General features: G+C 32.2%; 15 protein-coding genes and 1 riboswitch. Of the genes, 1 reads left to right on the forward strand and 14 read right to left on the reverse strand.

Annotated elements, in window-relative coordinates; genetic code table 11:
- Positions 1-3: 3 nt before the first annotated feature.
- Genes N508_RS05510 through N508_RS05570 form a run of 13 tightly spaced genes read right to left on the reverse strand, consistent with a single transcriptional unit; the run spans position 4 to position 10,011 of the window.
- Positions 4-366, reverse strand: coding sequence for a sirohydrochlorin chelatase (locus N508_RS05510; RefSeq protein WP_023275406.1), 363 nt, complete (start codon positions 364-366; stop codon positions 4-6).
- Positions 367-371: 5 nt separating this feature from the next.
- Positions 372-1,865, reverse strand: coding sequence for a uroporphyrinogen-III C-methyltransferase (gene cobA, locus N508_RS05515; protein WP_023275407.1), 1,494 nt, complete (start codon positions 1,863-1,865; stop codon positions 372-374).
- The gene (locus N508_RS05520; protein ID WP_023275408.1) at positions 1,841-2,296 is read right to left on the reverse strand and encodes a precorrin-2 dehydrogenase/sirohydrochlorin ferrochelatase family protein; all 456 of its coding nucleotides are present in this window, start codon (positions 2,294-2,296) and stop codon (positions 1,841-1,843) included. Before N508_RS05520 ends, cobA begins: the two co-directional genes overlap by 25 nt.
- On the reverse strand, positions 2,296-3,066 hold the full coding sequence (cobK, locus tag N508_RS05525) for a precorrin-6A reductase (protein WP_023275409.1): 771 nt from the start codon (positions 3,064-3,066) through the stop codon (positions 2,296-2,298). The genes N508_RS05520 and cobK overlap by 1 nt, the downstream gene beginning before the upstream one ends.
- Positions 3,063-3,794 (reverse strand): precorrin-3B C(17)-methyltransferase, encoded by a 732-nt coding sequence (gene cobJ / locus N508_RS05530; RefSeq protein WP_023275410.1) that lies wholly within the window; start codon positions 3,792-3,794, stop codon positions 3,063-3,065. The genes cobK and cobJ overlap by 4 nt, the downstream gene beginning before the upstream one ends.
- A gap of 12 nt (positions 3,795-3,806) precedes the next feature.
- Complete coding sequence (gene cbiG, locus N508_RS05535) at positions 3,807-4,823, reverse strand: cobalt-precorrin 5A hydrolase (protein ID WP_023275411.1); 1,017 nt, start codon at positions 4,821-4,823, stop codon at positions 3,807-3,809.
- The gene (gene cobM, locus N508_RS05540; RefSeq protein WP_023275412.1) at positions 4,816-5,574 is read right to left on the reverse strand and encodes a precorrin-4 C(11)-methyltransferase; all 759 of its coding nucleotides are present in this window, start codon (positions 5,572-5,574) and stop codon (positions 4,816-4,818) included. Before cobM ends, cbiG begins: the two co-directional genes overlap by 8 nt.
- Positions 5,575-5,578: 4 nt before the next feature.
- Positions 5,579-6,262: a precorrin-2 C(20)-methyltransferase gene (gene cobI / locus N508_RS05545; protein ID WP_023275413.1), complete on the reverse strand. Its 684-nt coding sequence runs from the start codon at positions 6,260-6,262 to the stop codon at positions 5,579-5,581.
- A 2-nt stretch (positions 6,263-6,264) separates the two neighbouring features.
- Positions 6,265-7,389 carry a cobalt-precorrin-5B (C(1))-methyltransferase CbiD gene (cbiD, locus tag N508_RS05550; RefSeq protein WP_023275414.1) on the reverse strand — a complete coding sequence of 375 codons (1,125 nt, stop codon included), beginning with the start codon at positions 7,387-7,389 and terminating at the stop codon, positions 6,265-6,267.
- Positions 7,373-8,224, reverse strand: a complete 852-nt coding sequence (locus tag N508_RS05555) for an ATP-binding cassette domain-containing protein (protein WP_023275415.1) — start codon at positions 8,222-8,224, stop codon at positions 7,373-7,375. Before N508_RS05555 ends, cbiD begins: the two co-directional genes overlap by 17 nt.
- Positions 8,221-8,982, reverse strand: coding sequence for a cobalt ECF transporter T component CbiQ (cbiQ, locus tag N508_RS05560; RefSeq protein WP_023275416.1), 762 nt, complete (start codon positions 8,980-8,982; stop codon positions 8,221-8,223). The genes N508_RS05555 and cbiQ overlap by 4 nt, the downstream gene beginning before the upstream one ends.
- 2 nt (positions 8,983-8,984) lie before the next feature.
- Positions 8,985-9,263, reverse strand: a complete 279-nt coding sequence (locus tag N508_RS05565; protein ID WP_023275417.1) for an energy-coupling factor ABC transporter substrate-binding protein — start codon at positions 9,261-9,263, stop codon at positions 8,985-8,987.
- 10 nt (positions 9,264-9,273) lie between these two features.
- Complete coding sequence (locus tag N508_RS05570; RefSeq protein WP_023275418.1) at positions 9,274-10,011, reverse strand: energy-coupling factor ABC transporter permease; 738 nt, start codon at positions 10,009-10,011, stop codon at positions 9,274-9,276.
- 124 nt (positions 10,012-10,135) lie between these two features.
- A riboswitch (cobalamin riboswitch) is annotated at positions 10,136-10,330 on the reverse strand.
- Between the two features lie 256 nt (positions 10,331-10,586).
- On the opposite strand from N508_RS05570, the gene N508_RS05575 reads away from it, so the two are divergent.
- The gene (locus N508_RS05575) at positions 10,587-11,792 is read left to right on the forward strand and encodes a CehA/McbA family metallohydrolase domain-containing protein (RefSeq protein WP_023275419.1); all 1,206 of its coding nucleotides are present in this window, start codon (positions 10,587-10,589) and stop codon (positions 11,790-11,792) included.
- Positions 11,793-11,808: 16 nt separating this feature from the next.
- On the opposite strand, the gene N508_RS05580 is transcribed toward N508_RS05575, so the two are convergent.
- Positions 11,809-13,737: an Lnb N-terminal periplasmic domain-containing protein gene (locus tag N508_RS05580; protein WP_023275420.1), complete on the reverse strand. Its 1,929-nt coding sequence runs from the start codon at positions 13,735-13,737 to the stop codon at positions 11,809-11,811.
- Between the last annotated feature and the right edge of the window lie 13 nt (positions 13,738-13,750).

The following is a 13,750-nucleotide window of genomic DNA, read 5'->3' on the forward strand; positions in this document are numbered from 1 at the left end:
TCTCTATAACACTTCCTTTATTCTGTCTATTAAAACATCAGCTATTCTTTTATCAACACCAAGAGTTCTACCCATAGTAATTTTCATATCCTTATGGTTTTCAAGATATGCTGCTATTTCTTCTGGTATATCTTTTATAATATGCATACCGTCAAAAAGAAAATAAGGCACAACAACTATCTCTGTCACCCCTTTTTCTCTTAATAAATCAAGACCTTTTTCTAAATTTACATCACAGAACTCCATATATGCATGTTCCACTATTATATCAGGCATATCGTCCTGCACCATTTTAAATATCTGCTCCATTGTATCAATAGTTTCTTTTCTTCTGCTGCCATGAGCTATTATTAATATCCCTTTCATTTTAATTACTCCATTTCTTTTAACTTTTCTATTAAACTGTCTATTGTTGGCTTTTCTGATATATAAGCCTGCATTTTATAGTTTAGAGCTGTTTCATAAGTCATTTTTCCTATACATACAGCTTTTATTTTACTTAAATCTTCTATTTTACTGCCATGCACAAACCCATGCACTGCTGCACTGCTTGTAAATGCTGCCACTACTCCATTATTTATATATTCCTGCACCGATTTTGTATAATCAAGTGGCAGATATTCTATATTATAAGCATTAAATGAAGTAACATTAAAGCCATAGTCATTTAATTTGCTAGACAGCCTTTTATCATTTTCTGCTTCAAGAACAGCTATCATTCCTTTAATATCTGCTTTTTTAAATGATAATGCAAAAGCATCAAATGTATATTCTGCTGGCACAATATCTGCACATATTCCATATTTTTTTAATTCATCATAAGTAGATTTGCCTAATGCACCAATCAGCAAATGGCTTAAAGCTCTGCTGTCTTTTTCATTATCCATAAGCGATTTGAAAAAATATGCAGCACTGTTTTTACTAGCAAAAACAAGCATATTATATTTATCAAGATTTCCTATAAGGCTTAATAAGCTGGAATTATTTTCTATTTCATTTATTTTTATGCATGGATAATCTATTACTTCTGCACCTGCACTTTTAAGCCTGTCTGTTAAAATATTATTTGATACAATTGGTCTTGTAACAATAATCTGTTTAGAGAAAATCTTTGATTTAGTATACCATGCAAATTTATCCCCAAGAGAGCATACTTTACCAACTGCAATAACGGCAGGGCTTCTTAACTGAAATTTTTCTGCATCTGATACCATATTTTCAACTGTTGAAACAAGGGTTCGCATATTATACCTTGTGCCATTTTCAACTGCTGCACAAGGTGTATTTTTATCTATTCCTGCCATAAGAAGCCCATTAATTAACTGACTTAAAGTAGAAACTCCCATATAAAAAAGGATAGTGCCTTTTGATGCAGCTAGTGCTTTAAAATCAATATTTTCCACAAGTCCGTCTTTTGCATGACCTGTAACAAAATGGATAGATGATGCAAAATCCCTATGGGTTACAGGAATACCTGCATAAGCAAGGGCTGAAACGGCAGATGTAATGCCAGGCACTACTTCATATTCTATATTATTTTCACTTAAAAGCTCAAGTTCTTCGCCCCCTCTTCCAAATACAAAAGGGTCGCCGCCTTTTAACCTGACTACTGTTTTACCTTCTAATGCCTTATTTAAAAGTATTTTATTTATTTCAGGCTGTGGAATATTATGATGATTCATTACCTTTCCCACATTTATAAACTCTGCTTTTTCCGGGCTTAATGATAATATATCTTTTGAAACAAGCCTGTCATAAACTACAATATCTGCCTGCTTTAAATATTCAAGCCCTTTTACTGTAATCAGCCCTTTATCTCCGGGACCTGCACCTATTAATATTACTCTGCCTTTTTTTCTACACATAATGTATTCCTTAAAATATCTGCATATTGTTTTGCAATTTTATGATTTAAGCCATTTTTAGATGTTAAACCACATACTATTTCATCATTTTCAATAACTGCTGGAAAGAAAAAATTATTATCATTCTTATCACTTATACTGTTATAATATTTAATGTTTTTTTCTTTTGCCAGCTTTATAATATTTTTATTTACTGCATTGTTATCTGTTGCTGCTATTACAATATCATATATCTCTTTAATATCATCTTCTTCAAATTCTTTTATTTTTATATCTATATTTTCCACATTAGTTTTTACTTCTTTTGTAATAACAGTTATTTCTGCACCAAAATTTTTAAGCACATTTATACGCCTTGCTGCAATGCAGCCTAAACCTATAACTAACACTTTTACATTTTCTACATTTATAAAAATAGGAAAATATGCCATTAAATTCTCTCTTTTATATATTCTTCCTGCATTATCTTTTTCAGCTCATCTAATGTATACCCTTTTGACTGCTCTTTTGGTCTTCCTATTACAATAAGTTCTGCTCCTGCTGCTTTTGCAGCTTCTAATTTTTCATTAAACCCGCCAGTTTTACCTGTATCTTTTGTTACAATATATTTAGCATTAATATGTATTAATGTGGCTGTATTCATATAAGTAGAAAAAGGTCCCTGCATACATATAATATTTTTCAAGGGATAGCCTAAATCTAATATATTTTTGATAACATTAATATCTGGCAGCACTCTTGGAAAAAGCCTTGTCATATCCCCTGTTTCCTTGTATTTTGCAAGCTCTTTGCTGCCTGTTGCAAGCAGTATATTTCCAGTAGTATTTTTTAAATATTCTACTGCTTTTTCTATGCTTTCAAAAAGCATACCACCGCCAGTATATGTGGAAGGCCTTAAAAGTCTGAAATATTTTACATTATTATCTTCTGCACTTTTATATAAATTTTCTGTAACTTGTGCTGCATAAGGATGAGTTGCATCAATTATAATAACATTTTCATCTTTTCGGCTTTTAAGCATATTATTTATATCGTCATAAGTAAGTCTGCCTGAATGCGACTTTATGTATTCCATTTCAGGCAGCACCTGCACTCCATATTCTGTGGCAGTATATACATCTGACATTATTTTATTTTCATTAAAAAATAAGGCAATCTCTCTGCCCTCTGTTGTGCCTGCAAAAATAAGGGGTCTTATCATAATCCTTTATATCCCCTTGGTGTAACCATTTGGTTTTTTATTAATTTTGTTGTGCTGTTGCCTATAATAATTAAAGTAAACATATCTGCCTGAAAATCTTTTAATTCCTTAAATAATAAAATACCTTTTTCTTCCTGCTCTCTTTCGCAGTTTCTAACATATCCGCACAATGTATTTTCATTTATATATGGGGATATGATTTCGCATGCTCTTTTTAGATAATCTGCTCTTTTTTTACTTGATGGGTTATATACTGCAATAATAAATTCTGCATCTGCTGCAGCAATAAGCCTTTTTTCTATTTTTTCCCAAGGTGTTAGTAAATCACTAAGAGAAATAACTGCAAAATCATGAGTTAATGGTGCACCAAGTTTTGCAGCAGCTGCTAAAACAGCACTGATACCGGGTATTACTTCCACTTCCACATCACTTTTCTCTGCTGTTTCTATTAAAAGCCCTGCCATACCATATACTCCAGCATCACCGCTTGAAATAAGTGATACAGTTTTACCTTCCTCTGCTTTTTCTAATGCTTTTTCACATCTTGATTTTTCCTGTTTCATAGGTGTTACTATAAGCTCTTTATCTTTTATTAAGTGAGCTATTAAGTCTGTATATACTCCATAACCTGCAATAACATCGCTTTTTTCTATCGCTTTTAATGCTCTTTCTGATATTAAGTCATCTTTTCCGGGCCCTGTGCCTATACAGTATATTTTTCCTTTCATACTATCCCCTTTTTAAAAACTTCCCTGCCATAATTTATGGCCTATTGATAAAGTAAATCCATTCTCACATAGCTTCTTTACTATAATTTCACTGCCATTAAAACATTTCACTGCCCTTTCACACACATTATCTACACCAGTAATTTTTTTTACAAAATTTGAAGATGTAAAATCTCCCTGCATATCTGTAAGCTGCTTTGCAGAATATGTAACAAAAGGCACATTTAAATATTTTGAAAGCTTTAATATAGCTTTTTCATCTTTTTTAATATCAATGCTTGCTATTGCAAGTATTTTTCTTTTATCTATATTATTTTCTTTCAATACTCTTTCTATAAAATCTTTTAAATAATTATATTCTGCATCTTTTCTGGCACCTATCCCTAAAACATACTCTTTTGGTATAAGCTGCATTGTATAAGGGTATGGCTTAATCTCTAAATTATCGGCTATCACTATTCCGCATTCCTGCTGCATATCCGCAACTATACCATCAGGCATTATGCCTGATACTTGATATTCTGAAACAAACCCTATCTTTTCATTTCTCAGAAGCCTTGATGATACTTCTTTTATCATAGTTATATCATCAATATATAAATTATTTTTTTCTGCCCATACATCTACTGCAAATTTATTATTTATATCTGTTGCAGTAGTTATCACTGGCTCTGCATTTATATACTCTGCAATTTTTAAAGCCATTTCATTAGCTCCGCCAATATGACCGGAAAGCACAGGTATAACATATCTGCCATTATCATCTAAAACAATAACTGCTGCATCTTTATTTTTTGACACTATAAGTGGAGCAACTGCACGCACAGCTATCCCAACAGCTGATATAAATATCACTGCCCTGCTTTCATAAAAAATATCTGCTGTAAACGATTTTATGTCTTTTTCAAGCATTTTTATATTATCAAATGGATATTTGCCATAAAGCAGTGCATCAGGATATATTTTATGCAGTTTTAAACTTAATTCTGCCCCTTTTTGTGTAAATGATATTATATATATTTTATCCATCAGTGCCTTTTCTAAATTCATGGGAAAATGTGCCGTCATAAAGTTTTGAGCGTTCATACTCATCCCCTAAAAAATCGCCTGCAAGCACAAGTGCAGTTTTTGAAATATTATTTTCTCTGCCTGCTTTTTCTAAATTTTCAAGTGTTGTAACAACTTTTAATTCATCTTCCCATGTAACTTTATATATTATGGCACAAGGTGTATCTTTACTATATCCACCTGCAATTAATTCTTCTGACAGGCTTTTTAACATAGATGAACTTAAAAATATAACCATAGATGCCTGATGAGATGCCAGAAGCCTTATATTTTCTTTTTCAGGAACAGGAGTTCTGCCTGCCATTCTTGTAAGTATTACAGTTTGAGAAATGGAAGGCAGAGTATATTCTGCATTCAAAGCTGCTGCCGCACCTAAAAATGAGCTTACTCCTGCTACACTTTCAAAAGGTATATTTTTACTTTTTAATATATCAGACTGCTCTCTAACTGCCCCATATATACTCATATCCCCAGTATGCAGCCGCACAACTATTTGATTATTTTTATGACTTTCTTCCATAATATTCATTACTTCTTCCAAAGTCATAGAAGCACTGTTATATATAATACATTCTTTTTTTGCATAGTTTAAAAGTTCAGGATTAACAAGCGAGCCTGCATATATAATAACATCTGCTTTTTTTAAAAGCTCTGCTCCACGGACTGTTATTAAATCAACAGCACCGGGTCCTGCTCCCACAAAATATACCATATCTTTACCCCTTTACTATTATTAATGAAAAATAACTGCTTTCATCTGCTGCTTTACTGAAATCTTTATATATTTTTTCTTCTTCCATGCCGCAGTTTTCTACCATATATGTTTTATCAGTAAGGCAGCATTCATCTATTTCCTGCTTTACTTTTGCTATTTTTCTGCCACTTTTCATAAGCACTTTATTTCCAGATAAATTTAACAATTTTTTATTATCTTCATAGTTTGCTGGTATTATTATTAATGGCTCAGCACCATCACATAACGATATATTAAGACGCGCTGCACTGGCACAAAAAGAAGTAACACCTGCTATCATTTCTACATCATATCCTTTGCTTTCTACTATACGGTGAATATACATATATGTAGAATATACAGATGGGTCGCCAAGAGTAGCAAATGCAGTATTTCTGCCTTTATCTAAATAGTTTATAATAAGCTCTGCACCACTTTCATGGCTTGCCTTTAAATGCTCTTTATCCTTTACCATAGGCATAGGAATAAATATTATTTCTTTTTCATAAATATATTCTTTTATTATTTCATAAGCCCTGTTTTTGCCAGAAAGGCTGTCAGGAATAGCTATAACATCAGCATTTTTTATAGTGTTTACTGCCTTTAATGTAATAAGCTCTTTATCCCCGGGACCTATACCCACACCAAATAACTTACCTTTTTTCATTTTTATATATCCTTAAAATATTTTATAAAATCTAGTGCCTTACTGCTGTATTTCCATGTGTTTTCTTTATTTGTAAATACCATAACTTCGCACTGTATTTTATTTTGAAGCCGTCTTTTAATATTTTCCATAATTTTATTAATTACTATATCCCACACTTTTTCATGCAGGTTATAACGCATTAAAATATAATCTATTTCATCAGTAGATACTGCATTAAATATTTCTTCAATAACTTGTTTTTCTGCACCGCAAAGAGCAGCATAAGCAGCAAATATTTCATGGCGGCAATCTGCATAGTTTGAATGGGTATTCATAATGCCGCCTGCTGTTTTTGAAAGTTTTCCTGCATGACCTATTATCAATATCCGCTCTGGCTGTTTATATAAAAGATAATCAAGAGTATCGCCTATATAGTTTGATATTTTTATACCTTTTTCTATATCTATTCCAAATTTTTCAAGTGCAGCATTTCTGCCGTAATTTCCGGGTGTTAAAAGTATATTTTTCCTGCCCTGCTCCATCTGGCTGTCAATTTCCAAACATATTGTATCAATTAATGCTTTTTCACTCATTGGCTCAACAATACCAGTTGTTCCAAGTATAGATATGCCCCCAATAATGCCAAGCCTTTCATTAAATGTTTTTTTAGCAGTTTCAAGCCCTTTTTCTGCTGAAATGATTACTTTAAAACTTTTATCATAGCCATAGTCTAAGCATACTTTTTCCATTTCATAAGCAATCATTTTCCTAGGAACAGGGTTTATTGCAGCCTGCCCTGCTGGCACTTTAAGCCCTGATTTTGTAACCCTGCCTATACCTTTGCCGCCATCTATTATTAATTTATCATACCCTTTATATACTGCTGCTTTTATCTCTATGCCATTTGTAACATCTGGGTCATCGCCGCTTTCTTTAATGACAGAGCATTCTGCATAATCATCATACTTTTCAAGACTTTTTATTTTTATTTTTAAAAGTTTTCCTGATAAAATATTTACTTCTACATAATCAAATTTTTTATCAGTAAATAAATATACTGCCGCTGCTTTTGCTGCTGCTTGAGCACATGTGCCTGTGGTATATCCTGTCTTTAATTTACTGCCATTTTTAATTATTTTTTCCATTAATCAGCTCTTTTATTGCTCTGCGTGCTTTTGAAATAGTATCTATACTTTCATCTACTGCCATATTATCACATTTTCTAAGTATTTCCATAAGATGAGCAATACGGGGGAGCCTTAAATCATACTTTCTTAATTCATCAGCCTGCAAAAATATTTCCTCAGGACTTCCCTGCATTACAACACATCCTTTATCAAGCACATAAGCATAATCACAGTATAGTGGCACAATATCCATTTCATGAGTTGCTGTAATTATAGTAGTGCCTTTTTCCTGATTTATTTTTTTAAGCAGCACAAGTATTTCATTTGCTCCCATTGGGTCAAGCCCTGCTGTCGGCTCATCTAAAATAATAAGCTCTGGCTCCATAACAAGCACTCCAGCTATTGCCACCCTTTTTTTCTGACCAAAACTTAAAGTATGGACAGGTCTTTCCATAAAATCATACATTTCTACATCTTTTAATGCTTTTTCTGCCCGCTGCTTTGCTTCTACCTGCGATAAGCCAAGGTTTAATGCACCAAAAGAAACATCTTTTATAACACTTGCTGAAAAAAGCTGGTCATTAGGGTCTTGAAAAACTATACCTATATTTTTGCGGATTTCTGCAATTCCTTTTTTATTATATTCTACTAACTTATCATTAAAATATACACTGCCTTTATCTTTTATATTTATACCATTTAATGTTAAAAAAAGAGTTGATTTACCTGCACCATTCCTGCCAAGGACAGCTGTTATACTGCCCCTTTTTATATTAAGAGATATGTTATTCAGGGAAAGCTCATCATCATAAGAAAAACATAGATTTTCACATTTTAATATACTTTCACTCATAATGCTGCCTTTAAAATAATACAGAATGCTGCAATAAAAAACATTAATGCATAAAATATATATGCTTTTTCATACTGATTACTGATAACAGTAATCTCGCCGTCATAACCCCTTGATAAAAGTGCCTGATAGCTGAAATCTGCCCTTTTATATGCTCTTATAAAAAGCATAGCTGCAAGCTCTGAAACACATAATAAACTGGATTTAAAATTTCTATATCCTAACCTTAATTTTTGAGCTTTATACATAGCAGCTGCTTCATCTATTAATATAAATATATACCTGTATATAAGCTCCATAAGGGAAATAAAAAGTTTAGGAAGTCTTAATTTATAAAGGCTTTCAAAAAAACTAACCATAGGTGTGGAAAGAGCAAGAAAATATGTAATACTTACAGCTGATAATGCTCTAAAAAACAAGTTTAATGATGTTTCTAATGACTGATAAGTTATTCCTATATTAAACTTATCTATTAATATAACTATATATTCATCTTCCACAAGCGAAATAAGCACAGGGATAATTCCCATAATTAAAAATGAAAATGGTATAAGCATAAATTTTATATATTTTATAAAGGAAACAGCAGGGTTTGACATAATAGTAAACCCTGCAAAAAATATTAAAATAAATATACTTACAAATACATTATTTAAAATTAAGCATAAAAAAAGCATAGTAAAAGTAAATATTACCTTTGCAAGAGGGTCTTTTTTTGCAAATTTTGAAATGTAAGCATATTTATCTGTTACAAGCAAAATTATTCTCCTTTTTTAGCAGTAATTCTGCCTAATATAAAACCTGCAACTCCTGCACCAAGAGCAGCCTGCACTGCAAAAAGAAGTGATTCTATTTCACCACTTGCAGGCTCATAAAGTGATGAAAACCAAGGCTCATAATCTGGGTTGATTTCAGTAATGGCAGTTTCTGCCAAGCCGTCTGCTCCTGCAAACTCTGCATTTTTTAATGTTATAAGGGGCAGCACTGCCAAAACTATTACAATTATTGATAATATAAGATTTTTTTTCCAAAGTGCCATAATATACCACCTATACTGCTTTTAAAAGATGTAATTCTTTATATGAATATTTAACTAAAACATTATAAACTATTACTGATAATAAACCTTCGCTTACTGCCAGTGGTATTTGAGTTAAAGCAAAAATACCCATAAATTTCCATAAAGATGTTATAAACCCGCCAGCTGCATCAGGAAAAGCAAGTGCCAGCTGGATAGATGTAGTTACATAAGTTAAAATATCTCCTGCAAATGCTGCTGAAAATACAGCAATTCCACTGCTGATACCAGCTTTTAATGCACCTTTAAATACACCATAAGCAGCAAAAGGTCCAACTACTGCCATTGAAAATACATTAGCACCAATAGTAGTAAGCCCGCCGTGAGCAAGCAGAATAGCCTGAAATAAAAGTATAATAAAACCTATTACTGCCATAGGTGTAGGTCCAAAAAGCACTGCACCTAAGCCAACCCCTGTTGGATGAGAACAGCTGCCTGTAACTGATGGAATTTTCAAGGAAGAAAGAACAAATGCAAATGCACCGCACATTGCAAGCAGAATAAAAAATTTAGTATTTTCTGATATTTTCTTTCTTATTGCAAAAAAGCCGTAAATTATGAATGGGAGAGCTGAAACTATCCAAAAAATAGACCAGAATGGAGAAAGATAGCCCTCCATAATATGCATTGCATAAGATTTTTCTGGCAAGATGAGAAAAATAGATAAAAATACAGGGATAAAACCTGCAAAGAGATTTTTTGTTATCATAAAAGATAACCTCCTATTTAATAGTGTGCTTTAAAAAGCATTAAAGGACAAACTGCATAGGCAATTAAAGCAAATTATATAAAGCATTCATTGTGCTTTTATAATCAGCCGCATAAGTCCTGATTATATGCGGCAAATATCGGCAGGTCTTCCGACTAAGAATCAAAGTTTGTTTTCGCCTTCCCTAAAAGTGGCTAAGTATTAAAACATACACTTTTTAATACTTGTGAAAACATTCTCATCAATACGGCAGCAAGACTGTGCAGGATTTACACCTGCTTCCCTTTTAATCTTAAAAACCGATATTCAGCTATTAAATTTAATATAAAAATACCACATATCCATTTGCTTGTCAAGTCAATATTCAAATATATAACTACCATTTTTTAATTAAGTTCATATATTATACATTATTGCAATATGTATAATTCAGATTTTTTGCCTGTAAAAATCAGGCTCAAAATAACTTATAGTCTAAGTATTTTATGTAAGTCCAGTCAATAAAGCACACCATTCTTTTATTGACTTTATACTGTCTTTTCAATAGAATGTTTCAATAAACATATGGAGAAGTTATGATAAAAAAAATTTTAAAATATTTTATATACACTCTTTCATTTATTATTTTATTTTCATTATTAATATGTTTTACAGTGTGGAGCATTATTCCTGTATATAAATTTCCTGAAGCAGTGTCTTTTACTGGTGATAAATTTTATAACCCTTATAAAGATTATGATAACACACACTACTATCGTGCAAACTTTCACGGGCATTCAAGGCTTGGTGGCGGGCTGACTAATGGCAGAGCAAACAGTGAAGAAGATGTATTTAAAGCATACCGCGATTTAGAATACGGCTTTGCAACAGTTTCCAACTATCATCATATTACAAGCAAACCACCATATTATGATTTTCCTTATGTGCCTGCTCAGGAATACGGTATTAATATTTTTAAAACTCATTTACTGCTTATAGGCACTAAAAGAAAAGAATATTTTGACCAGCCACTATGGCAGGGTGCAGACACTATACAATACCGCATAAATAGAGTTAAGCCATATAATGAAATAGTAACTCTTGCCCATCCTGCATTTGTAAATGGTATAGAAGTAGATTATATGGCACAGATTACAGGATATGATTTAATGGAAGTTGTTAATACTTTTGCAAACTCTGTTTCACACTGGGATAAAGCTTTATCAAGCGGCAGACCAGCTTTTTTACTTGCAAGTGATGACACTCACAATGTATTTAGAAATACAGATATTGGCAGAAATATTACTATGATACCATTAAACCCAGATACAGAAGCAGATAAATTATATGATACATTAAAAAGCGGTGCGGCTTATGCTGTTACTGTTCCCCATATTATTGCTATACTTGATAGAAGCGAAAAATTAAAAGTTTTAAATACTCATCCACAGCTTTTATCTATGCAGGTTGCTGATAATACTTTAAATATTAAATTAAATAGAATGGTAGATAAAATTGTTTTCTCTGCAGATAATGGTCAAGTCATGGCTGAATATGACAATGTTTCTGAAAGCTCATATAATATTGCAGATAATAACAGCTATGTTAGAGCAACAGTTTATTTTGACAATGGCTCAACAGCTTATTTTAACCCAGTAATAAGAACTAATAATGGGGGGGGGCTGAAACCTGATATGCCACAGGTATTAGTAAATTATCCTTTAAGTATTATTAAGTGGATATTTACAGCTGTAGTATTTTTGTCTATACTTTATTTTATTGCCAGAAAATTAAAAAAATAATAGAAAAATATAAATTTTAAAAATAGAAACGCCATGATAGTCCTATATCATGGTTTTCTATTTCCCAGTGATTTTTATAAGCATATTTTATCTCTATTGAATTATTTTGTGTTACAGGAATAGTATATCCAAAACTGCCGCCAAATTCTGCTCCAAGGTTATCTAATACAAAATATCTGTAATAGCCGCGAGCTAAAAATTTACCACCAATAAAACTATACATTAAGCCAATATCGCCGCCAAACCCAAGCCCTGTCCAATAAGGATTATACCCTTCAGAAAAAGCTAAATCCACATCAGCCATAATCCAAGATGAAAAGCCGCCACCTGCAAAAGTAACTCCAACACCGCCCCTTATATATGGAGTAAAAAAACTGCCATTTTTATAGTCCCTTTCTTCTCCTGCTGCTTCTATCTTCCAAGAAAGCGATTTTGTCATACGGCTTACAGGAGAATATGACGAAAACTTTAATAATGCTGCTTCAGGCACAGTTACTTCATTTGTGCGAGTATTCCACCTGACATTTACATCTAAAACAGAAAGCTGACTGTTTTGGATAAACCCTTTATCTATATCATCTAAATCATGAAAACCTAATTTAAATCCTGCTTCAGTATAAAAATCTTTAAAATTTTCTGCACCCACTCCAATACTTATTCGTGTAATATTATGACCTTCATCAGGAGAGCCGGGCTCATCTATTTTTTTATGGCTTACTACCCCAAGTTTTGCCCTGTTTGCAAGTATATTGATTGTAGCTGCCTGATACTCTTTAACTATCTGTTCTGTAAGATATTCCTTTTGCAGAAAATTAAACCGCATAGCCTCTATTGCTAAATCATATATAGCGGCTTTTTCTTCTACTGAATAATTACTGTTATTAATATCATCAATAGTTTTTTTGCCTTTTGCTACATCCTGAGCAAGTGTAACTGCTTTATTCGGCAGTCCTTTAGAGTATATTTCTAATATTTTTATATGGGATGGTCTGTATTTTTTATTATCTATCAAACCGCTTTTTTTGATTTTTTTTATAGTATCTGTTGGAGCTTCCCATAATATACTTGTTGACAAATATAAATCAGGTCTGGCAGATTCTAGAAGCATAAGCATATTATATGAGCAGTTTTCATCAAAAAAATAGTAATCACTGCCTATACCCTGCATTTCCCATAAATGATTAAAAAGTTTTATTGTTTCATCTTTTGTAAGGTTTAAATCATATTCCCAAATATCTCTGTTTTCCATATTGCCATATTCAAATATAGTTTTGTAATATTCTTTAATGGTAAAATAGCCAAAATAACCCCCAAATAAGCCTAGTGTAACATATTCTATTCCATTAACATCTTCTGGCATATCAGCTGCAAAAGTTACACTGTAAGAAGTAAGCGAGTCATTACTGGAATTATTTATTCTAAGCATAGTATGCCCAAACATACTGGCAGGGTTTTTAAGATACATAAATGGAAATATTACTGTTACACTTGCAGGGTCCATCTTTTTTTTAAATTCATTATATTTAGTGCATGATTTTTCAGGCAGTTTATTTCTATCTATATCAAGCCTTTCCACTAACCATTCCCGTCTGCCTGCAAAAACACATACTGGATGGCTGTTATCATCATTTTTTGATAAATCATTATCAAATAAAGCAAGTATAGTAGCTTCAAGCTCATCTTTTGGCGAATATTTACCATTTTCTGCTAAAAAAAATTTCTCATCATCTACAAGGCTTCTCAGCTTTCTGCCTGCTGGCTTTTTATACTCCATAAGCACATACCACATTCTTTCATCATATATTTTTTCATTTAATGCTTTTTCAGCAATTATTTTACCATACTGGCTTGGCTCTGCTTGAGAAAATACTGGAAGTAAAAAGATAATAAATATAAAAATAAATAGTGGAAATATCTTATATTTCATAGAAAATAAAGAGGGCATTAAATGCCCTCAT

The sequence above is a fragment of the Mucispirillum schaedleri ASF457 genome (assembly GCF_000487995.2).
Lineage (GTDB): Bacteria > Chrysiogenota > Deferribacteres > Deferribacterales > Mucispirillaceae > Mucispirillum > Mucispirillum schaedleri.

What these genes read in the sequence shown, in the direction of transcription:
- N508_RS05510 (WP_023275406.1), bottom strand. Translation starts at nt 366, where the DNA reads ATGAAAGGGATATTAATAATAGCTCATGGCAGCAGAAGAAAAGAAACT.
- cobA (WP_023275407.1), bottom strand. Translation starts at nt 1,865, where the DNA reads ATGTGTAGAAAAAAAGGCAGAGTAATATTAATAGGTGCAGGTCCCGGA.
- N508_RS05520 (WP_023275408.1), bottom strand. Translation starts at nt 2,296, where the DNA reads ATGGCATATTTTCCTATTTTTATAAATGTAGAAAATGTAAAAGTGTTA.
- cobK (WP_023275409.1), bottom strand. Translation starts at nt 3,066, where the DNA reads ATGATAAGACCCCTTATTTTTGCAGGCACAACAGAGGGCAGAGAGATT.
- cobJ (WP_023275410.1), bottom strand. Translation starts at nt 3,794, where the DNA reads ATGAAAGGAAAAATATACTGTATAGGCACAGGGCCCGGAAAAGATGAC.
- cbiG (WP_023275411.1), bottom strand. Translation starts at nt 4,823, where the DNA reads ATGGATAAAATATATATAATATCATTTACACAAAAAGGGGCAGAATTA.
- cobM (WP_023275412.1), bottom strand. Translation starts at nt 5,574, where the DNA reads ATGGTATATTTTGTGGGAGCAGGACCCGGTGCTGTTGATTTAATAACA.
- cobI (WP_023275413.1), bottom strand. Translation starts at nt 6,262, where the DNA reads ATGAAAAAAGGTAAGTTATTTGGTGTGGGTATAGGTCCCGGGGATAAA.
- cbiD (WP_023275414.1), bottom strand. Translation starts at nt 7,389, where the DNA reads ATGGAAAAAATAATTAAAAATGGCAGTAAATTAAAGACAGGATATACC.
- N508_RS05555 (WP_023275415.1), bottom strand. Translation starts at nt 8,224, where the DNA reads ATGAGTGAAAGTATATTAAAATGTGAAAATCTATGTTTTTCTTATGAT.
- N508_RS05565 (WP_023275417.1), bottom strand. Translation starts at nt 9,263, where the DNA reads ATGGCACTTTGGAAAAAAAATCTTATATTATCAATAATTGTAATAGTT.
- N508_RS05570 (WP_023275418.1), bottom strand. Translation starts at nt 10,011, where the DNA reads ATGATAACAAAAAATCTCTTTGCAGGTTTTATCCCTGTATTTTTATCT.
- N508_RS05575 (WP_023275419.1), top strand. Translation starts at nt 10,587, where the DNA reads ATGATAAAAAAAATTTTAAAATATTTTATATACACTCTTTCATTTATT.
- N508_RS05580 (WP_023275420.1), bottom strand. Translation starts at nt 13,737, where the DNA reads ATGCCCTCTTTATTTTCTATGAAATATAAGATATTTCCACTATTTATT.